The sequence below is a fragment of the Kitasatospora sp. NPDC091276 genome (assembly GCF_040684355.1).
In the GTDB taxonomy this organism is placed as follows: domain Bacteria; phylum Actinomycetota; class Actinomycetes; order Streptomycetales; family Streptomycetaceae; genus Kitasatospora.
The window spans coordinates 107,375-127,278 of the sequence record NZ_JBFBFU010000008.1; the positions used below are offsets into that span (position 1 = coordinate 107,375).

Sequence of the window (19,904 nt, forward strand, 5' to 3'; positions counted from 1 at the left end):
AGCGGCCGGGCCCGGTCCGGGCCGCCGCCCCTCCCCCCGCACCGGGGGACGGGGGCGGCCCGACGACCTTCCGGACCGTTACGGCCCGGCATCGGCGGTGCTGCCGGGTCAGCAGTCCCGCAGTTCCTCGGACTGGTTGAGCAGCTGCTCCCGGACCGAGGTGAAGCGTGCGTGCCGTGCCTCGTTGGCGTCCGACGGCAGGAAGACCGCCACCCGGTGACAGTTCTGGAAGGCCAGCCGCACCCCGAAGTGCCGCTGCAGGGCCCCCCGGATGGCGTCGCTGGCGAGGGCCCGCAGGAGCTGGCCGCGGGCCTGCTCGCTGGGCGGCGGTACCTGGTTGTCGGCGAAGTCGGTACCGTCGACCTTCGCCTGGGCGACCAGCGAGCTGATCAGGTCCCAGGCGTACGGCAGCGAGACGCGGACGCAGTCGACGAATTCCCGCTCGTCGACCTCGCCCCGCTCGGCCTTTTCCAGCAGGGCCGGTGAGACGTCGAGCGACATGGATTCTCCTCTCGCGGTCCACCCGCGCGGCGCCCGGGTGGTCGTGCGTAGTCCAAGCTCACAGTGAGGGTGGGCGGATCGCGCGTGGTGTCCGGAACGCCGTGGAACGGGCGTTTTTGACACCCTGCGAAGGCGGCGGCACCACGGGACGTGACGTCCCGGACACCGACCGCGCTCGGAACAGCGTGGCAGTCAACGGCGGGACGGGCCGGTCATTCCTGTGGATTGCTTCGGAAATACGCGGCGGTGCACCACATTGGCCGGATCCCGTCGGATCGTTCATCTGAAGTCTCCGTCCCCGTTGACAGCGATCCCGCACGCGTGCCGTCACGTACGGTAGCGACCCCAGGACGTGGGCGCCAGACCGCGACGGGCGGTGAGCGGAATTGCCGAGCCTCCATGTTCGCGGGGTTCCCGGTTTCTTCACCCGGTCGTCGTGGAATCGCATCAACTGGCCCCGGTGGGCTAGCGTGGTCGACCGTGCGTCTCGTAATTGCCCGCTGCTCAGTCGACTATGCCGGTCGGCTCTCCGCCCATCTGCCCTCCGCCACCAGGCTCATCCTGGTCAAGGCCGACGGCAGCGTCAGCATCCACGCCGACGACCGCGCCTACAAGCCGCTCAACTGGATGTCCCCACCGTGCGCGCTCAAGGAGGCGGACGGGGTCTGGACGGTGGAGAACAAGGCCGGCGAGAAGCTCATCATCACGCTGGAGGAGGTGCTGCACGACTCCTCCCACGAACTCGGGGTGGACCCGGGCCTGATCAAGGACGGCGTCGAGGCGCACCTCCAGGAGCTGCTCGCGGACCGGATGGAGGTGCTCGGCGCCGGCTGGTCCCTGATCCGCCGCGAGTACCCCACCGCGATCGGCCCGGTCGACATCCTCTGTCGCGACTCGGACGGCGCCACGGTGGCCGTCGAGATCAAGCGCCGCGGCGAGATCGACGGCGTCGAGCAGCTCACCCGCTACCTCGAACTCCTCAACCGGGACCCGCTGTTGGCCCCGGTCAAGGGCATCTTCGCCGCCCAGGAGATCAAGCCCCAGGCCCGCGTGCTGGCCACCGACCGGGGCATCGGCTGCGTGGTGCTGGACTACGACGAGTTGCGCGGCATCGACGACGACAAGCTCAAGCTGTTCTGACCGGTCAGCTCGCGGACGGCGAGGGCGTCGTCGGCGGAGGACTGGACGTCCCGGTCGCGGGGCCCGTGGCGGGCGGCTGGGTGGTCGCGGTCGCCGAGGGCGACGTGGTCGACGGCTTCGGCGGGGGCGGCGTGCTGGCGCCTCCGCCGGGCTGAGTGCCCCCGGAGTTGCCACCGCCACCGCTGCCACCGCCGGTGCCGCCACCACTACCGCCGCCGCTGCCACCCTGCGGCGGGCCGGACTGCTGGGCCGGCGGCTGCGACTGTCCCGGTGCGGGCGGCTGCGACTGCTGCGACTGCTCGGTGGCCCCCGCGGTCTCGCTCGGCCCACGGCTCGGCTTCTTCGACGCGCTCGGCGAGTGCGAGGCGCCACCGCTCGCCGACGGTTCCGGGCTGGTCCCGCCCGCCGCCGCACCGCCCCCCGCGTCCGTCCCCGGCGCCCCCGTGCCCGGCGCCCCCGTACCGGTGGCACCGGCGCCGGCGGTCGGGCCACCGACGTGCGGGGACGGGAGCGGCCCGCCCTGCCCGCCGTCGGGGTCGTCGAGCCGGGTGTGCGGGTCGTTGCCCGGGTGCTGCTCCGGACCGGTGGCGCTCATCGCCACCGCCGTCCCGAGCGCCCCGAGCGCGAGGACGGCCGCCGACGCGGCGATCACCCGACGCCTGGTCCCGGAGCGCAGGCTGGACGGCACCTTGGCTATCGCGCGGATGACGGGCCGCCGCACGGGCGCCGGCCCGGGGGACGCCGCGGGCGGCAGCTGCCGCCCGTCGGCGCGCAGCAGGTCCAGCATCCGGCCGGCTGCCGCGACGCCGCGCTGCTCGCCGGCGGCGGACCGCAGGGTGAGCGCCGTCTCCAGCTCGGCCATCGCCCGGGACGGCTCCCGGACGCAGAACGCGTGCACGCCCGCCTCGTGGTGGAACCAGGCCTGGTCGGTGCCGGAGCCCGTCCGGCGGGCCGCCTCCAGCCCCAGCTCCAGGACCCTCTCCCAGGCGCCCCAGCGCAGCGCCAGCGCCAGCGCGGGTGCGGCCGCCCGGGCCAGGCGCACGACGGCGTCGTGCCGGCCGGCCGCCCGGTCCGCGACCAGCACGCCGACCACCACCTCCGCCTCGGCCGCGACCTGTTCCAGCGACACCGAGCTGTGCCCGACCCACCAGGCGAAGTGCTGGGCGGCGCCGTCCAGGCAGCCGCGGGCCGGCCAGTGCGGGGCGAGCAGGTCCAGCACCCCGGCGGTCAGCCGGTGGTGCCCGCCGATGGACACCGCCAGCCCGGCGTCGGCGAGCTCGGCGAGGGCGCTCTCGCCCTGGCCGACGTCGATCAGCGCGGGCAGGTGCGGCGCGGTGGGACACTCGCCGCCGAGCGCGACGGCGAGCCTCAGGACGGCCTGGGCGGGCTCGCTCAGCCCCTCCGCGAGCCGGACGGCGGGTGAGGCGGTCTCGGCGACGGACGGCAGCGGGACGGTGCGGCGCAGCGCGTTCTCACGGACGGCCGGATCGGGGTCGTGGACGGGCTCCTCGACCGCGCCGAAGACCCCCATCCGGTCCTCCTCGGCGGCGACCAGCGCGTCCACCGCCACGTCCCGCTGGCGCAGCAGCGCGGCGGCCTGGACGAAGCGCAGCGGCAGTCCCTCTGACTCGAACCAGAGGTCGACCGCCCAGGCCTTCTCCTCGACGTCCAGCGGCCGCCCGGCCTGGCGGGCGGCGAGGGCGAGGCAGGCGGAGCGGGAGAGACCGGCGACCAGGTGGTCCTGCAAGCGGGAGCCGGGTGGCGGCGCCGGGCTCCCGGGGGCGGCGGAGATCAGGAAGGCGCAGCCGGGGGCGAGGGCGAGCAGGTCCTCCAGCTCGGCGCCGGACTGCTCCGCGCCGTCGACGACCACGATCGCGCCGACCTCGGCGAGGTGCACGGCCAGCTGACCCGGATCGGGCCGGTAGCCGGGGGCGTGGTGGGTGGCCGCGAAGAGGTCCTGGAGCAGGTCGGCGGCGGTGCGGCGGTGCCCGCAGAGCTGGACGACGCCACCGGGGGCGAGGTCGGCGGCGGCCTCGGCGACGGCCGACAGCAGCGCGCTGCGGCCCGAGCCGGCCTGGCCGACCAGGCGTATCGAGCGGCCCTCGGCGAGCAGGCCGAGGAGTTCGGCGACGTCGGCCTCGCGGTCGAGCAGCGGCAGGTCGGCGGGCCCGGCACCGAGGGCGAGCGGGCCGACCGCGCGGCCGACGCCGCCGACCGGGCCCCGGGCGGGCTCGCTGCGCTCGATCCGGCGCGGCCGGGGCCGCCACTCCTCGGGGCAGGGCCTGACCTCGGAGCCGTCCGGGGCGCCGACGCCGACCAGCAGGGCGCCGGAGACGAGCTCGCCGCCTCGGGTGCGGGCGGCCTCCTGCCGGAACTCCCCGGTTGGCTGTGCCACGTTCTGCTCCGCATCCTGCTTGGCCGCCGGCGTCCCGCGCCGACCGGCTGACGTCTCGGTCGCGGCCGCGCGCGGGCTGGGGGCAGCTGGCTGGGGCGGCCGTCATCTGACGGGCAGACTCTTGCACATCCGGGCCCGCCCGCGCAGGGGCGGCCCGGTCGGGGGCCGGGCGACGGCTGATCAGAGCCAGCTCAGGGCCCGGGCGACGGCCGATCAGAACCAGGTCGGAGCCGGACGAAGAGCGGGCGGGGACCGAACGAAGGCAGGGATCGAACGAGCACCGGGGCCGGACGGGGGCAGGGACCGGACGGGGGCAGGGACCGGACGGGGGCAGGAGCGGCCAGGCCCTAGAGGGCGATCCCGTGGGCCTCGGTGACGCCGTCCACGGCCAGGATGCGGTGCAGCTTGGTGGCCACCAGCAGCCGCTGGAGCTGGGCCGGGACGGAGCGCAGCACCAGCCGCCGGCCGATCCGGCCAGCCCTGCGGTGGGTGCCCATGATCACGCCGAGGCCGGTGGCGTCCCAGAACTCCAGCCGGGCGAGGTCGAGCACGAGGTCGCCGAGGCCGCCGTCCACGGCCTGGTGCAGCCGGGCGCGCGCATCGGCGGCGGTGCGCACGTCGAGGCGGCCTTCGATGGCCAGCGCCCTGTGGTCGCCGGTGATGCGCATGCTCTCCTCCTTCGCCTGACCGGTCCGGTACGGGGGTGGTCCGACCCGGCCGTGCCGGGGCGGGGGGTGGGGGTGTCCATCCGGGCGGGCCGTGGCCCCTCGCCCGGGTCCGGTCGCAGCCTCGTCGTGCTGGGCCGGGTCTCCCTCTTCTGACGGCGAACCAGCAGCGCAGGTTGCTGGTTCCGGCCAGATCTGAAGCAACTTCACTCGTCCGAGGGAATATACGCAGTCAGTCTCCACACCTACGCTCGATTACCGCCCAAATCACCCGTCTGCGGCACCTGGCGTGAGGAAACTCACCCGCCCCCGAGCGGGCGGGCCGTACGGTGTTCCGCCGCACGGCCCGCCCGGTCGCCGGGCGTCGTCGTTCACCCGTTCCGGCGGGGGCTCACTTGCCCTCGTACGGGTAGAAGCCGCGGCCGCTCTTGCGGCCGAGGTCGCCGGCGGTGACCATGCGCGCCATGATCTCCGGGGCGGCGAACTTCTCGTCCTGGGTCTCGTCGTAGATGTTGCGGGCGGCGTGCAGCAGGATGTCCACGCCGGTCAGGTCGGCGGTCTCCAGCGGGCCCATCGGGTGGCCGAAGCCGAGGCGGCAGGCGGTGTCGATGTCCTCGGCGGTGGCGACGCCCGACTCGTACAGCTTGGCGGCCTCGACGACCAGCGCGGTGATCAGGCGGGTGGTGACGAAGCCGGCCACGTCCCGGTTGACCACCACGACGTCCTTGCCGACACCCTCGGCGAAGGCGCGGGCGGCGGCCAGGGTCTCGTCGCTGGTCTTGTAGCCGCGGACCAGCTCGACGAGCTTCATCAGCGGCACCGGCGAGAAGAAGTGCACGCCGACGACCGACTCGGGGCGCCGGGTGGCGGCGGCGATCCGGGTGATCGGGATGGCGGAGGTATTGGAGGCCAGCACCGCGCCGTCCTTGGCGAGCTTGTCGAGCTCCCGGAAGACGCCCTCCTTGACCTCGAACTGCTCGAACACGGCCTCGACCACGATGTCGGCCTCGGCGACGGCGCCCAGGTCGGTGGTGGTGGTGATCCGGCCCAGCGCGGCCTCGGCGTCCTCGGCGCTCAGCCGGCCCTTGGCGACGAACTTCGCGTAGGAGGCGCGGATGCCCGCGAGACCGCGCTGCAGGGCCTCCTCCGTGACGTCCCGCAGCACCACCGGGTGGCCGGCCTGCGCGGACACCTGGGCGATGCCGGCGCCCATCAGGCCGGCACCGATCACGGCGATCTGCTTGCTGGACGCATTGCTCATGGCTGGGTCTCCCGATGCCGTCGCCGCCCTGGGGCGGGCCCTGAAGGCGGCTCAGGGCAGGGGTCACCGCCGGAGAGCCGCGTCGCTCGTTGCCGGGACTCTAATGCCCAATCCGGCCCCGTGGTGTCAATCGGGAGTGTGATCTGCGCCCGACCTGGTCGGGCGACCCAGACCCGCCGTGACCAGCCGATCGGACCGGCCGACCGGACCATCTGACCGGACCGGCCGACCGGACCGTCAGACGCTCAGACGGTCAGCCCGAGGTCCTGCGCCAGGATCGCCGCCTGCACCCGGTTGCGCAGCCGCAGCTTCGCCAGGATCCGGCTGACGTGCGTCTTGGTGGTCGCCTCCGCCATCTCCAGCCGGGCCGCGATCTCCCCGTTGGACAGCCCGGCCCCGATGCAGGCCAGCACCTCCCGCTCACGCGGGGTCAGTCCGGCCACCGCCTCCCTGGCTTCCGGCCCGACCGCCCGGTCCGGCCGGGCGAAGGCGCCGATCAGCCGCCTGGTCACCGAGGGCGCCAGCATGCCGTCCCCGCGCGCCACCGTCCGGACGCCCTCGACCAGGGTGTCCGCCTCCAGGTCCTTGAGCAGGAACCCGGCCGCGCCGGCCCGCAGCGCGCCGTAGACGTACTCGTCCAGGTCGAAGGTGGTCAGCACGAGCACCTGGCCGGCCCCGGCGGCGACCACCTGCCGGGTCGCCGAGACGCCGTCCAGCCGGGGCATCTGCACGTCCATCAGCACCACGTCGGGCCGCAGCTCCAGTGCCAGCCGGACGGCCTCCTCGCCGTCGGCGGCCTGCCCGACCACCTCGATGTCCGGCTCGGCCCGCAGGATCATCACCAGCGCCGCCCGTACCGCCGCCTGGTCCTCGGCCACCAGCACCCGGATCGTCATGCCCCTGCCCCGCTCTCCCGCCCGCGCGGCAGTACCGCGCGCACGCTCCAGTAGTCGTTCCGCGGCCCCGCCTCGAAGCTGCCGCCGAGCAGCCCGGCCCGCTCCGCCATGCCGACCAGCCCGGCCCGGGCGCCGGGCAGTTCGCGGCCCGGTCCGTGCCGGTACGGGCTGTCGACGGCGATCCGCAGTTCCTCGGGGCCGAACTCCATCCGCACGCTGACCAGTCCGGGCCCGGCGTGCTTGAGCGCGTTGGTCAGCGACTCCTGGACGATCCGGTACGCGGCCAGCCGGACCGGCACCGGGACCTCCCCGCGCTCGCCCCGCTCGGCGAGTTCGAAGTCCAGCCCGACGTCCTGGCCGGCCGCCCGGGCCTTGGCCAGCAGGGCGTCCACGGCGGCCAGGTCGGGCGCCGCGTACGACTCGTCCGCCTCTCCCCCGCCGCTGTCGCGCAACAGTCCGATCATGCGGCGCATTTCGGCCAAACCCTGGACGCTGCTCTCCCGGATCACCGCCAGCACCTCCACCAGCGGGTCGTCCCCGGCCAGCCGACGGCGCCGGGCGACAGACTGCGCGCCGGTCGCGTGGATCGCGATCGCCGACAGGTGGTTGGCCACCACGTCGTGCAACTCCCTTGCCATCCTCGCGCGTTCGGCGACGACGGCCTCACGCCGGTCCATCTCCGAGAGCAGCGCGGTCTGTTCGGCCCGCAGCCGCTCGCTCACCGCCCGGTCGCGGTGCTTGCGGACCACGTCCCCGGTCCAGACCGGCGCCAGGTAGATCAGGACGGTGAGCACCACCACCGCCACCGCGTTCGAGGCGTCGCTGTAGATCAGCACCAGGGTGGACAGCACCAGCACCGAACCCGTGCCGGTCAGGTGCAGGATCCGGGACATTCTCGGGGTCCCGTAGAGCACCGCCGCGTAGAGCAGGTCGGTGTACATCAGGCTGGTCGCCAGCAGGGCGCCGGTGAAGATGCTGTACCCGAAGGCGAGCCCGCCCAGCGTCGCGGTGAGCACCGGCCTGGTCCGGCGGAACAGCTCCAGCACCGCCATGACCAGCAGCGCCGGCACCACCGCCGCGCGCGGGATCCGCGAGGAGTTGTCGTAGACCTGGAGCGCGATCAGCAGCGCTCCGCCGAGCAGACCGAGCAGGGCGATCCCCCGGTCCTCCTGGCGCGGGGTGAGGGTCGGTCTCAGCACACCTCCATCTCACCATCCCCGGGCGCCGCCCGGCTCCGGTCCCCGGAGGAGCCGCCGTACATCGAAAGGTGCAGGCCGGGACGGCACCCGGCGACGACGACGCGGCCACGCCCGCGCGCCAGGCTGGAGGCACCGCCGACCGCCCGGGAGCACAACGTGATCGTCACCCTCATCGTCGCGGCCGAGATCTCCTTCTGGATCCTGCTCGGCCTCGGTCTCACCGCCCGCTACCTGCTCCGGTGGCGCCGCACCAGCACCGCCCTGCTGGTCGGCCTGCCGGTGGTGGACCTCACCCTGTACGTGCTCACCGTGCTCGACCTGCGCGGCGGCGCCGCCGCGAGCTGGACGCACGCCCTCGCGGCGAGCTACGCGGGCTTCTCGATCGGGTACGGGCCCTCCCTGGTCCGCTGGGCCGACCGGCACTTCATGTACCGCTTCGCCGGCGGCCCCAAGCCGCCGCGCTCACCGAAGTACGGCCTGGCGCGGTCCCGGTACGAGTGGCAGATCTGCCGCCGCACGGTGGTCTCGGCCGCGATCACACTGAGCCTGATCACCCTGCTGGTGCCGCTGTCGGGAGGCTCCGCGCACTTCGGCACCTTCCTCCAGTGGTACCTCAAGCTGGGCATCGCCGCCGTGGTCAACGTGGTCATCGCCGTCAGCTACACGCTCTGGCCGAAGCAGCCGCCGGCCGGCGAGCAGGACGCGGACGACCCGATCGCCGAGCAGCCCGTCGCCGGCGTCCCGGAGAAGCGGCTCTGAGGGGCTTGCCGGCGGTTCTGAGGGACCGCTAGCGGTTCTCGCCCGGCACCCAGAGCACGTCGCCGCGCTCCTTGTTGGCCGCCCGGGCCAGGATGAACAGCAGGTCGGAGAGCCGGTTGAGGTACTTCGCGGTCAGCGGGTTGACGCTGTCCCCGTACTCCGCGATCGCCGCCCAGGTGGCCCGCTCGGCCCGCCGCACCACCGTGCAGGCCAGGTGCAGGTAGGCCGCGCCGGGCGTACCGCCGGGCAGGATGAAGCTGCGCAGCTTCTCCAACTGCTCCAGGTAGTGGTCGCAGTCCCCCTCCAGCCGGTCGACGTACGACGGCAGCACCCGCAGCGGCGGGTACTTCGGGTCCTCGACCACCGGCGTGGACAGGTCCGCGCCGACGTCGAACAGGTCGTTCTGGATCCGGACGAGCACCGTGACGATGTCCTCGGGCAGCGATCCGGCGGCGACGGCCACGCCGATCGCCGCGTTCGCCTCGTTGGTGTCGGCGTACGCGACCAGGCGGGGATCGGTCTTGGTGGTCCGGCTCATGTCGCCGAGCGCGGTGGTGCCGTCGTCGCCGGTGCGGGTGTAGATGCGCGTCAGATTCACCATGCGGCCAGCGTAGCCGGACGGGTTAGGCGGCGTTAACCCCGAGCGGGACCAGCTCTACCCGGCGTTGTCCCCGAGGGTCCCGCCGCTACGCGACGTTGACCTCCCCCAGCCTCCGGCCGGGGGTACCCCCACCCCGAGGGTCCCGCCGCTACGCGACGTTGACCTCCCCCAGCCTCCGGCCGGGGGTACCCCCACCCCGAGGGTCTCGCCGCTACGCGACGTTGACCCTCTGCCCGGGTGGGGCGGCCTCCAGCCAGGCGAGGAAGCCGGTGAGCGCGTCCTCGCTCATCGCCAGCTCCAGCGGCTCCCCGTTGTGCAGGCAGCGCAGCACCACCGAGCCGGAGAGCAGGGCGAGCTCCTCCTGGCCCTCCGGGTAGCGCCGGCCGAGCACCTCGATCTCCCGGCGCGGCAGCACCCTGCGCGGGCGCGGGGCGTACGAGAAGACCCGGAACCACTCGATCGAGTCACCGCTGTAGCGGCCGATACCAAAAACCCACCCCTTGCCGTCGGTCTGGGGGACCGGGGCCGAGGTGGGTTTGCCGTTCTCGTCGAGGTCGGGCTGCGTCGAGGCGTCGGCGGGCATTTTGAGTCGGTAACTGCAGTCGAACGTGCCGCCGACCCGCTGGATCAGGCGGCGTCGTACCGCGAACGCCACCAGGCCGATCACACCCAGCGCCACGACCGCCGCACACACCACAAGCGCGAGGACCATGCTCACCTACCTCCTCGCTACCCGCGTTCCCCGTATCGGTCGTATCAAGCGACCGCGTTGACCTACCAACTACGACGACAGTCCCGGGGTCACGCTCACGCGTCCCCGGGACCGTCGGTCGACCCCGCTGAACCAGGGTCTTGGCGCACTCAGACGTGGGCCTTGAGGCCGCGCGCCGCGAACAGGCGGACCTCGGCGCGCCGCTCGGCGTGCTCGTCCAGGCCCGACTTGGCCTTCTCCAGCGCGCGCTCGGCACGGGCGACGTCGATCTCGTCCGCCAGCTCGGCGATCTCCGCGAGCAGAGACAGCTTGTTGTCGGCGAAGGAGATGAAGCCGCCGTGCACCGCGGCGATCACGGTGCCGCCGTCCGCCGTGCGAATGGTGACCGGACCGGTCTCCAGCACGCTCAGCACCGGGGTGTGACCCGGCATGATGCCGGTGTCGCCGGAGGCCGTACGGGCGACGACGATGGTGGCCGCACCGGACCACACCTTGCGGTCGGCTGCGACCAGCTCGACGTGCAGCTCAGCCAACGTGGGCTCCTAGGCTCATGCAACCCCCGATTACTCGGGAGTTTCGGTAAGAATAACGGCCGCGCGCCTCCGGCATGAAACCGGCGGCACGGATTTGACCGGAATCACAGCCGATGCGACGCGAGGGGTGGTCCCGGGCTCGGGGCCACCCCTCACGGTCACTCAGCTGCTACCGGCCGCGACTACTTCTTCGCCAGCTCGGCGGCGTTCTTCTCGAGGTCCTCGATGCCACCGCACATGAAGAAGGCCTGCTCCGGGATGGAGTCGTACTTGCCGTCCGCGATCGCGTTGAAGGCCTCGATGGTCTCCGACAGCGGCACGGTCGAACCCTCGACACCGGTGAACTGCTTCGCCACGTAGGTGTTCTGCGAGAGGAAGCGCTCGATGCGACGGGCACGGTGGACCGTGACCTTGTCCTCCTCGGACAGCTCGTCGATACCGAGGATCGCGATGATGTCCTGGAGGTCCTTGTACTTCTGCAGGATCCCCTTGATACGGAGGGCCGTGTCGTAGTGGGTCTGCGCGATGTACCGCGGGTCGAGGATGCGGGACGTGGAGTCCAGCGGGTCGACGGCCGGGTAGATGCCCTTCTCCGAGATCGGGCGCGACAGAACGGTCGTCGCGTCCAGGTGGGCGAAGGTGGTGGCCGGGGCCGGGTCGGTCAGGTCGTCCGCGGGGACGTAGATCGCCTGCATCGAGGTGATCGAGTGACCGCGGGTCGAGGTGATGCGCTCCTGGAGGAGGCCCATCTCGTCGGCCAGGTTCGGCTGGTAGCCCACCGCGGAGGGCATGCGGCCGAGCAGGGTCGACACCTCGGAACCGGCCTGGGTGAACCGGAAGATGTTGTCGATGAAGAGGAGCACGTCCTGCTTCTCGACGTCACGGAAGTACTCCGCCATGGTCAGCGCGGAGAGCGCGACGCGCAGACGGGTGCCCGGCGGCTCGTCCATCTGGCCGAAGACCAGCGCGGTCTTGTCCAGAACGCCCGAGTCGACCATCTCGTCGATGAGGTCGTTGCCCTCACGGGTGCGCTCGCCGACGCCGGCGAACACCGACACACCACCGAAGTTCTCGGCGACGCGGTAGATCATCTCCTGGATCAGAACGGTCTTGCCGACACCGGCACCACCGAACAGACCGATCTTGCCACCCTGGACGTACGGGGTGAGGAGGTCGATGACCTTGATGCCGGTCTCGAACATCTCGGTCTTGGACTCGAGGTCCTTGAACTCCGGCGCCTTGCGGTGGATCGGCCAGCGGACCTCGACCTGCTGGTCGAACTCCTTCTGGTCCACGTTCAGCACGTCGCCGAGGGCGTTGAAGACCTTGCCCTTGGTGATCTGGCCGACGGGCACCGAGATGGCGGCACCGGTGTCGGTGACCTGGGTGCCACGGACCAGACCGTCGGTCGGCTGCATCGAGATGCCGCGGACCATGCCGTCGCCCAGGTGCTGGGCGACCTCGAGGGTCAGGGTCTTCTTGCCCGAGCCGTCGGGGTTCTCCGCCTCGACGTGCAGGGCGTTGAACATGTTCGGAATAGCGTCGACGGGGAACTCCACGTCGACGACCGGGCCGATGACCCGCGCGACGCGGCCCGTCGCCGTGGTCGGCTCAACAGTGGTGGTCATTCTCATTCGCTCCCGCGGCTAGCGTCGGCGAGGGCGTTGGCACCGCCGACGATCTCGCTGATTTCCTGGGTGATCTCGGCCTGACGGGCCGAGTTGGCAAGCCGCGTGAGCGACTTGATGAGCTCGCCGGCGTTGTCCGTCGCGCTCTTCATCGCGCGTCGGCGGGCGGCGTGCTCGGAGGCGGCCGACTGCAGCAGCGCGTTGTAGATCCGGCTCTCGACGTACCGCGGCAGCAGCGCGTCCAGCACGCCCTCCGCCGACGGCTCGAAGTCGTACAGCGGGAAGATCTCCGCCTTGGCCGGCTGGTCGTCGCTGAGCTGGACCTCGTCCAGCTTCAGCGGCAGCAGCCGGGCCTCGACCGCGTTCTGCGTCAGCATCGACACGAACTTGGTCGAGATCAGGTGGAGCTCGTCCACGCCGCCCGTCTCGGCCGTGAAGGCCTCGATCAGGTCGGCCGCCACGGTCTTCGCGTCCCCGTAGGTCGGCTTGTCCGAGAAGCCCGTCCACGACTCCGCGATCTCGAAGCCGCGGAACGTGTAGTACGAGACGCCCTTGCGACCGACGATGTACGTCACCACGTCCTTGCCCTCGGCCCGCAGACGCTCGCTGAGCGACTGCGCGGCCTTGATGGCGTTGGTCGAGTAACCGCCCGCCAGGCCGCGGTCCGCCGTGATCAGCAGGACGGCGGCGCGCGAGGCGCTCGGGTTCTCGGTGGTGAGCGGGTGCTTGGCGTTGGACCGGGTGGCCACCGCCGTCACCGCACGGGTGAGCTCATCGGCGTACGGAGTGGAGGCGGCCACCGCGCGCTGCGCCTTGACGATGCGCGACGCGGAGATCATCTCCATCGCCTTGGTGATCTTCTTCGTCGCGGTGACAGAGCGGATCCGGCGCTTGTAGACCCGAAGCTGTGCTCCCATGGGTCGTTACGTCCTTTCCCTCGCTACCGGACTCAGGCCTGCTCGGAGAGCAGCTTGCCGTCAGCGGTCTGGTAGCCCTGCTTGAACGCGTCGATGGCGCTGGTCAGCGCGTCGACGGTGCCCTCGGCGAGCAGACCGGTCTCGACGATGCCCGCGAGCAGGTCCTTGTGCTGGAGGCGCACGTGGTCCAGGAACTCGCGCTCGAAGCGGCGGATCTCGGCGACCGGGACGTCGTCCAGCTTGCCGGTGGTGCCGGCCCAGATGGAGACGACCTGTTCCTCGACCGGGAACGGCTGGTACTGACCCTGCTTCAGCAGCTCGACCATGCGCGCACCGCGCTCCAGCTGGGCCTTGGAGGCCGCGTCCAGGTCGGAACCGAAGGCGGCGAAGGCCTCCAGCTCGCGGTACTGGGCGAGGTCCAGACGCAGACGGCCGGCGACCGAACGCATGGCCTTGATCTGGGCGGAGCCACCGACGCGGGAGACCGAGATACCGACGTTCACGGCCGGGCGGATGCCGGCGTTGAACAGGTCGGACTCCAGGAAGCACTGGCCGTCGGTGATGGAGATGACGTTGGTCGGGATGTACGCCGAGACGTCGTTGGCCTTGGTCTCGATGATCGGCAGACCGGTCATCGAGCCGCCGCCCAGGGCGTCGTTCAGCTTGGCGCAACGCTCCAGCAGGCGGGAGTGCAGGTAGAAGACGTCGCCCGGGTAGGCCTCGCGGCCCGGCGGACGGCGCAGCAGCAGCGACACGGAGCGGTAGGCCTCGGCCTGCTTCGACAGGTCGTCGAAGATGATCAGGACGTGCTTGCCGTCGTACATCCACTCCTGGCCGATGGCCGAACCGGTGTACGGGGCGAGGTACTTGAAGCCGGCCGGGTCGGAGGCGGGAGCAGCCACGATGGTGGTGTACTCCAGCGCGCCGGCCTCCTCCAGGGCGCCGCGGACGGACGCGATGGTGGAGCCCTTCTGGCCCACGGCGACGTAGATGCAGCGGACCTGCTTCTCCGGGTCGCCCGAGCGCCAGTTGTCGCGCTGGTTGATGATCGTGTCGACGGCCACCGCGGTCTTGCCGGTCTGGCGGTCACCGATGATCAGCTGACGCTGGCCACGGCCGATCGGGGTCATCGAGTCGATGGCCTTGATGCCGGTCTGCAGCGGCTGCTTGACCGACTTGCGGGCCATGACGCCGGGGGCCTGCAGCTCCAGGGCGCGGCGGCCGCTGGAGGCGATGTCGCCCAGACCGTCGATCGGGTTGCCCAGCGGGTCCACGACGCGGCCGAGGTAGCCGTCGCCGACCGGAACCGAGAGGACCTCGCCGGTGCGGCGCACGGTCTGGCCCTCTTCGATGCCACCGAACTCACCGAGGATGACGACACCGATCTCGCGGGTGTCGAGGTTCAGCGCGAGGCCGAGCGTGCCGTCCTCGAACCTCAGCAGCTCGTTCGCCATGACCGAGGGCAGGCCCTCGACATGCGCGATGCCGTCCGCCGCGTCAGTGACCGTGCCGACCTCTTCCACAGAAGCGGCGTCCGGCTGGTACGACTGGACAAAGTCGGCCAGCGCGTCCCGGATCTCCTCCGGACGGATCGTAAGCTCCGCCATCAGGCTTCCCTGCTCTCCTAGTTTGCGATCCTCGGCCCGCCATTGAGGGCCGCAAGTATTCGACTCTCGGCCGGGTCTGCCGAACCGGCCGTCCGATGTGCCGGCTCCTTGGGGAGCCGGTTTCCCGACCGAGGGTCGGATGTGCTGCTGCTTCGGTGTGCTCAGCCTTCGAGCGACTGGCGAGCGCCTTCGAGGCGGCTCGACACGGTGCCGTCGATGATCTCGTCGCCGACCTGCACCCGGACACCGCCGACGACCTCGGGGTCGACGTCGATGTTCAGGTGGACCTGGCGGCCGTACATCCGGCCCAGAGCACCGGACAGGCGCTCCTTCTGGGTGTCCGACAGCGGCACCGCGGTGGTGACCAGGGCCACCACGCGGCCGCGGCGCGCGGCGGCGAGCTTCGAGTAGGACTCCAGGCCCTGCTCCAGGCTACGGCCACGCGGCGCGTTGACGATGGCCGTGACCAGCCGGACGGTGCCCGGGTGGGCGCGGCCGCCGAGCAGCTTCTTGATCAGCGCGGCCTTCGCGGCGATGCCGGCCTTCGGCTCGGTCAGCGCGGCGCGCAGCTCGTGCGAGCCGCCCACCACCCGGCTGAACCGGAACAGCTCGTCCTCGACGTCGTCCAGGGCGCCTGCCCTGTCCGCCGCGATGACCTCGGCGTACGCGGCCAGCTCCTCGGTCCCGTCCACCAGGTCGCGCGAGCCCGACCAGCGGGAGCGGACCAGACCGGAGACGAGGTCGACGGTCTCGCCGGAGACCTGACCGGTCAGCAGCGAGGAGACCAGCTGGGCCTTGTCCTGACCCGACCGGGACGGGTCGGTCAGGACACGGCGCAGCGACACCTCACGGTCCAGCACGGCCGTGACGGCGGTGAGCTCCTCGGCGAGCTTGGCCGCGTCCACCGAGGTGGAGTCGGTCAGGCTCTCCAGGTTCTGCCGGCCGGCGGCGAGGGCCTCGCGGCTGGCGCCGATCACTTGGCCGCACCCTGAGCAACGGCGGCCTTGGCCTCCAGCTCGTCCAGGAAGCGGTCGATCACGCCGCTCTGCCGAGCGCTGTCCTCGAGGGACTCGCCCACGATGCGGGAAGCCAGCTGGGAGGCCAGCGAACCCACGTCCTGGCGCAGGACGGCAGTCGCCTGCTTCTTGTCGGCCTCGATCTGCGCGTGGCCGGCGGCGACGATGGCCTCGCGCTGACGCTGGCCCTCCTCGCGCATCTCGGTGAGCTGGGCAGCGCCCTGCTCGCGAGCCTGCTCGACGATGCGGGCAGCCTCGTGACGCGCCTCGGCGAGCTCGGCGCGGTACTGCTCAAGCAGGGCCTGGGCCTCCGCCTGAGCGGCCTCGGCGCGCTCCATGCCGCCCTCGATGGCGTCCCGACGCTCCGACAGCACCTTCTCGATGCTGGGGAGGAGCTTCTTGCCGAGGAGACCGAAGACGATGAAGAAGCAGAGCAGGCCGATGATGATCTCGGGCCACGCGGGGAGGAGAGGGTTCATCTTCTCCTCGGCCGCGAGCGTAACCGCGATGCTCATATCTGGACCTTCCTCGAATGGGTCTGCGGCAGGATTACTTGTTGCCGAAGACGAACGGCATGACGATGCCGATGAGGGCGAGCGCCTCGGTCAGCGCGAAGCCGATGAACATGTTGGAGCGGATCAGGCCGGCAGCCTCGGGCTGACGGGCCATGGCCTGGACACCGTTGCCGAAGATCAGACCGACGCCGATGCCGGGGCCGATCGCGGCGAGGCCGTAGCCGATGGAGGCGACGGAACCGTAGACGTTGCCCTCAGCGAGGATGCTCATTGACGTTGTCCTTTGCAGGGGTGGTGAACCGGTGGTGATTGGCCACCGGGCAATCCGGAGAGGTTGGTTCAGGGAGGGCCGAAGCCCCCTGGCTCAGTGCGCCTCTTCGAGGGCACCGGCGATGTAGCTGCTGGCCAGCATCACGAAGATGTAGGCCTGCAGGAACTGGACCAGCAGCTCGAAGGCGGTCAGCGCGACGGCGACGATGAACGAGGCCGAGCCGTAGAGCGCACCCAGGGTCGGGCTGAGCAGGTACCAGGAGGCGATGGAGAACATCACGATCAGCAGGTGGCCGGCGAACATGTTCGCGAAGGCTCGGACCGCGAGCGTGAAGGGGCGCACGAAGATGTTCGAGAAGAACTCGATCGGCACCAGGATGAACATGACCCAGCCGGGGATGCCCGAGGGCCAGCAGAGGTTCTTCAGACCGCCGACGAAGCCGTGCTTCTTGAAGGTCAGCGTCATGTAGGTGATCCACACGACCGCAGCGAGGCCGGCCGGGAACGCGATCGCCGCCGAGACGGGGAACTGCGCGAAGGGGATGATCGACATGATGTTCATCAGCCAGATGAAGAAGAACATCGAGACGAGCATCGGGACGTACTTCTCGCCCTTCTTGCCGATCGTCTCCAGCACGATGGAGCGCTTGACGAAGTCGTAGCCGATCTCGCCGACGAGCTGCAGCTTGCCGGGGACCAGGCGCGGCTTGGCGAAGGCGGCCCAGAAGAAGACGACGACCAGCAGCGCAACGATGACCGACAGCAGCATCGGCTTGTTGAACTCGATACTGCCGATCGAGAAGATCGGCTTGAACTGGAACTCGTTCAGACCCGGGGCCGGGAAGCCGCAGCCAGCGTCCCCGAAGTGGCAACTGCCTGAGGCGAGGAACGTGAGCTGATCAGCACTCACCACGGACTCCTTCGTCGTGACGCATGGTTACGGCAACCTCGGTGTGTCGGCGTGGCCTGCGGCCACGGAGCGGCACTGGAACTTGATGGGTTTCTCGCGGATCCCGCGCGCCGGTGCGCCGCACCACAGCGGGATCATCGAAGACTGCGCGGATCCGGGGGGCGATCCGTCCGCTGTTCGGACAGACCTGGCCGCTTCCCGTACTCCGTTGTTGCGACGGACGATAGCAGTCCGTCAGTGCGACATAAACACCGCCCCCCTCGTTGGGGGGACAGCCAGGGCTCGTCACTGTTGACGCCCCGAGTCGGAGGGCTTGTCGCCCTTGTTTTCGGAGGCGTCGGGGTCGACGTAGAAGGTCTTGGCCTTCAGCGCACCGCGCACCTGGAACCCCGTCCAGATCAGCGCGCAGCCGAGCAGGGTGAAGGCGAAGGCCTGCCGGTTGAAGAGCCCGGTGTTCTTGAAGACCGCCAGCACGATGCCGACCAGCAGGATCTGCGTGGTGTACACGAGCAGCGCCGCGGCCATCATGATGTGCGGGTTCGACCTGGTCAGCCGGTCGAGCGCGACCTGGCCGAAGCTGAAGAAGGCCATCACCAGGAGTGCGCCGAAGAGGGCGCCGAGCAGCCCCTTCCCACCGGCGACGGCGAACGAGATCGCCATGGCGATGATCCCGGCGGCCGCAGTGGGAATCGCGGCGCCTCGGAGGATCCGGGCGTCGGTGGACGGCATGTCGGCAGCTCCGGCGGCATGTCGATGTGACGGGGGACGGGGCACAGAAGGTGGTGGGTGACACCGGACCGAGAGGCCGCCGCCCGGGCCGCCCGCTGGAGCGGCGGGCCCGTCGAGGGAGACCGACCAGGGACGGAAGTCCTCCACCTGTCAGGTCTTTCGGCGTGTTCTCGGTACTCGTGAACGGTATCACAAACTATTTGATGAGAGCTTTACCATGAATGTGTGGCACCTGTCACACCGACGGCGCAACGGTGCGGCCGAACGGGTGAGGCCATTTGACGGAACATCAACTGCCTTGCTAGCGACGGCCGGTGGCCCGGCCGTGGTCGTCGAGCGCGGAGGCTCCCCGGTCGGCTTCACCAAGAAGTTGCTTGTCCTTTGCCGACAGTTCAGCCATGGGGGCGGACGGACGGCGCCGGTAGCGCGGCGGCACGAAGGCCTGCACCGCCTTCGGCGCGCGCGGCCGGAACTGCGGCGTCAGCAGCACCACCAGGCCGACCAGGCAGAGCCCGGCGAGCGTCAGCACCACCGTGCGGCCGGTGTTGGTGACCGAGAAGGCCACCGTGCCGAAGGCGATCAGCGCGGCCCAGAAGTACATGATCAGCACCGCGCGGCTGTGCGAGTGCCCGACCTGGAGCAGCCGGTGGTGCAGGTGGCGCTTGTCCGCGGCGAACGGCGACTGGCCGGCCCAGGTGCGGCGCACCACCGCGAGCAGCAGGTCCGCCAGCGGCAGCGCGATGACCGTCAGCGGCAACAGCAGCGGGATGTAGATCGGCACCAGGGCGTGCACGGTCGCGGTCTGCGAACCGGTCTCGCTGCTGATCAGGTCCGGGTCGACGCGGCCGGTGATGGAGATCGCGGCCACGGCCAGCATCAGGCCCAGCATCATCGAACCGGAGTCGCCCATGAAGATCCGCGCGGGGTGCATGTTGTGCGCCAGGAAGCCCAGGCACATGCCGATCAGCAGCACGCTGAACAGCACCGCGGGCGCCGCGTCGGTGATCGTGTAGCCGTACCAGAGCCGGTAGCTGTACAGGAAGAACGCCATCGCGGCGATGCAGACCATGCCGCCCGCCAGGCCGTCCAGGCCGTCGATGAAGTTCACCGCGTTGACCATGACGACGACCAGGGTGACCGAGATGACCATGCCCTGGGTGGGGCTCACCGCGACCGCGCCGACACCGGGCACCGGGAGGGTGATCACCGTGACGCCCTGCCAGACCATCACACCGGCGGCGATCATCTGGCCGCCGAGCTTCACCAGCGCGTCCACGCCCCACTTGTCGTCGAGCACCCCGAGCAGCCACATGATCCCGGCGCCGGACAGCAGCGCGCGGATGTCGGTGCCCTGGGAGAACACCTTGCTCAGGTTGTCCAGCTGGGAGGCGACCAGGATGCCCGCGCACAGCCCGCCGAACATGGCGATCCCGCCGAGCCGCGGTGTCGGCTCGCGGTGCACGTCCCGGGCGCGGACCGGCGGCATGGCGCCCGCCGCGATGGCGAACTTCCGGACCGGGCCGGTCAACAGGTAGGTGACGGCGGCGGTGCAGAACAGCACCAGCAGATACTCACGCACCACCGGCCTCCTGCGTCACTGTCCAACGGGGAGGTACCGAAGGTACTCCCCTGCGTTCCCGGGGTTCGAGG

At 71.0% G+C, this 19,904-nt stretch carries 20 protein-coding genes; 2 read left to right on the forward strand and 18 right to left on the reverse strand.

From position 1 onward, the window contains the following. Window positions 1–108: 108 nt before the first annotated feature. Complete coding sequence (locus AB0O19_RS12515) at window positions 109–501, reverse strand: SCO5389 family protein (protein WP_063347790.1); 393 nt, start codon at window positions 499–501, stop codon at window positions 109–111. Between the two features lie 480 nt (window positions 502–981). Between AB0O19_RS12515 and nucS the strand changes: the two genes are divergently transcribed. Next, window positions 982–1,641: an endonuclease NucS gene (gene nucS / locus AB0O19_RS12520; protein ID WP_280676005.1), complete on the forward strand. Its 660-nt coding sequence runs from the start codon at window positions 982–984 to the stop codon at window positions 1,639–1,641. 4 nt (window positions 1,642–1,645) lie between these two features. Here the strand turns inward: nucS and AB0O19_RS12525 are convergent, their stop codons facing one another. From AB0O19_RS12525 to AB0O19_RS12545, 5 genes are all read right to left on the reverse strand, one after another. Next, window positions 1,646–4,036, reverse strand: a complete 2,391-nt coding sequence (locus tag AB0O19_RS12525; protein WP_363619298.1) for an ATP-binding protein — start codon at window positions 4,034–4,036, stop codon at window positions 1,646–1,648. A gap of 347 nt (window positions 4,037–4,383) precedes the next feature. Further along, the gene (locus AB0O19_RS12530; RefSeq protein WP_363582008.1) at window positions 4,384–4,704 is read right to left on the reverse strand and encodes an STAS domain-containing protein; all 321 of its coding nucleotides are present in this window, start codon (window positions 4,702–4,704) and stop codon (window positions 4,384–4,386) included. A 388-nt stretch (window positions 4,705–5,092) separates the two neighbouring features. Beyond that, window positions 5,093–5,962 (reverse strand): 3-hydroxyacyl-CoA dehydrogenase family protein, encoded by an 870-nt coding sequence (locus AB0O19_RS12535; protein WP_350879591.1) that lies wholly within the window; start codon window positions 5,960–5,962, stop codon window positions 5,093–5,095. Window positions 5,963–6,207: 245 nt separating this feature from the next. Then, on the reverse strand, window positions 6,208–6,858 hold the full coding sequence (locus tag AB0O19_RS12540) for a response regulator transcription factor (RefSeq protein WP_350879592.1): 651 nt from the start codon (window positions 6,856–6,858) through the stop codon (window positions 6,208–6,210). Further along, window positions 6,855–8,057 (reverse strand): histidine kinase, encoded by a 1,203-nt coding sequence (locus AB0O19_RS12545; RefSeq protein WP_363619299.1) that lies wholly within the window; start codon window positions 8,055–8,057, stop codon window positions 6,855–6,857. The genes AB0O19_RS12540 and AB0O19_RS12545 overlap by 4 nt, the downstream gene beginning before the upstream one ends. A 156-nt stretch (window positions 8,058–8,213) precedes the next feature. Here AB0O19_RS12545 and AB0O19_RS12550 point away from each other — a divergent pair, with 156 nt between their 5' ends. Then, window positions 8,214–8,816 carry a hypothetical protein gene (locus tag AB0O19_RS12550; RefSeq protein WP_363619300.1) on the forward strand — a complete coding sequence of 201 codons (603 nt, stop codon included), beginning with the start codon at window positions 8,214–8,216 and terminating at the stop codon, window positions 8,814–8,816. A gap of 28 nt (window positions 8,817–8,844) precedes the next feature. Here the strand turns inward: AB0O19_RS12550 and AB0O19_RS12555 are convergent, their stop codons facing one another. The 12 genes from AB0O19_RS12555 to AB0O19_RS12610 all read right to left on the reverse strand — a co-directional run bounded on the left by AB0O19_RS12555 (window position 8,845) and on the right by AB0O19_RS12610 (window position 19,833). Next, a complete protein-coding gene (locus AB0O19_RS12555) occupies window positions 8,845–9,417 on the reverse strand; it encodes a cob(I)yrinic acid a,c-diamide adenosyltransferase (RefSeq protein ID WP_363582002.1) in 573 nt (190 codons plus the stop codon). A 211-nt stretch (window positions 9,418–9,628) separates the two neighbouring features. Beyond that, complete coding sequence (locus AB0O19_RS12560; protein ID WP_063347798.1) at window positions 9,629–10,129, reverse strand: DUF2550 domain-containing protein; 501 nt, start codon at window positions 10,127–10,129, stop codon at window positions 9,629–9,631. A 149-nt stretch (window positions 10,130–10,278) separates the two neighbouring features. Then, window positions 10,279–10,662 (reverse strand): F0F1 ATP synthase subunit epsilon, encoded by a 384-nt coding sequence (locus AB0O19_RS12565; protein ID WP_363582000.1) that lies wholly within the window; start codon window positions 10,660–10,662, stop codon window positions 10,279–10,281. A gap of 182 nt (window positions 10,663–10,844) precedes the next feature. Continuing rightward, complete coding sequence (gene atpD / locus AB0O19_RS12570) at window positions 10,845–12,290, reverse strand: F0F1 ATP synthase subunit beta (protein WP_363581998.1); 1,446 nt, start codon at window positions 12,288–12,290, stop codon at window positions 10,845–10,847. A gap of 2 nt (window positions 12,291–12,292) precedes the next feature. Further along, window positions 12,293–13,207: a F0F1 ATP synthase subunit gamma gene (locus AB0O19_RS12575; protein ID WP_363619301.1), complete on the reverse strand. Its 915-nt coding sequence runs from the start codon at window positions 13,205–13,207 to the stop codon at window positions 12,293–12,295. Window positions 13,208–13,239: 32 nt separating this feature from the next. Beyond that, window positions 13,240–14,814, reverse strand: a complete 1,575-nt coding sequence (gene atpA / locus AB0O19_RS12580) for a F0F1 ATP synthase subunit alpha (RefSeq protein ID WP_363581994.1) — start codon at window positions 14,812–14,814, stop codon at window positions 13,240–13,242. A gap of 161 nt (window positions 14,815–14,975) precedes the next feature. Continuing rightward, window positions 14,976–15,791, reverse strand: coding sequence for a F0F1 ATP synthase subunit delta (locus AB0O19_RS12585; protein ID WP_363619302.1), 816 nt, complete (start codon window positions 15,789–15,791; stop codon window positions 14,976–14,978). Further along, window positions 15,788–16,345, reverse strand: a complete 558-nt coding sequence (locus tag AB0O19_RS12590; RefSeq protein ID WP_363581990.1) for a F0F1 ATP synthase subunit B — start codon at window positions 16,343–16,345, stop codon at window positions 15,788–15,790. The genes AB0O19_RS12585 and AB0O19_RS12590 overlap by 4 nt, the downstream gene beginning before the upstream one ends. 34 nt (window positions 16,346–16,379) lie before the next feature. Beyond that, on the reverse strand, window positions 16,380–16,616 hold the full coding sequence (gene atpE, locus AB0O19_RS12595) for an ATP synthase F0 subunit C (protein ID WP_350879602.1): 237 nt from the start codon (window positions 16,614–16,616) through the stop codon (window positions 16,380–16,382). 93 nt (window positions 16,617–16,709) lie between these two features. Beyond that, window positions 16,710–17,525 carry a F0F1 ATP synthase subunit A gene (atpB, locus tag AB0O19_RS12600; RefSeq protein ID WP_350879603.1) on the reverse strand — a complete coding sequence of 272 codons (816 nt, stop codon included), beginning with the start codon at window positions 17,523–17,525 and terminating at the stop codon, window positions 16,710–16,712. A gap of 285 nt (window positions 17,526–17,810) precedes the next feature. After that, window positions 17,811–18,254, reverse strand: coding sequence for a hypothetical protein (locus tag AB0O19_RS12605; RefSeq protein WP_363581988.1), 444 nt, complete (start codon window positions 18,252–18,254; stop codon window positions 17,811–17,813). 301 nt (window positions 18,255–18,555) lie between these two features. After that, on the reverse strand, window positions 18,556–19,833 hold the full coding sequence (locus tag AB0O19_RS12610) for an MraY family glycosyltransferase (RefSeq protein WP_363581986.1): 1,278 nt from the start codon (window positions 19,831–19,833) through the stop codon (window positions 18,556–18,558). Window positions 19,834–19,904 lie beyond the last annotated feature (71 nt).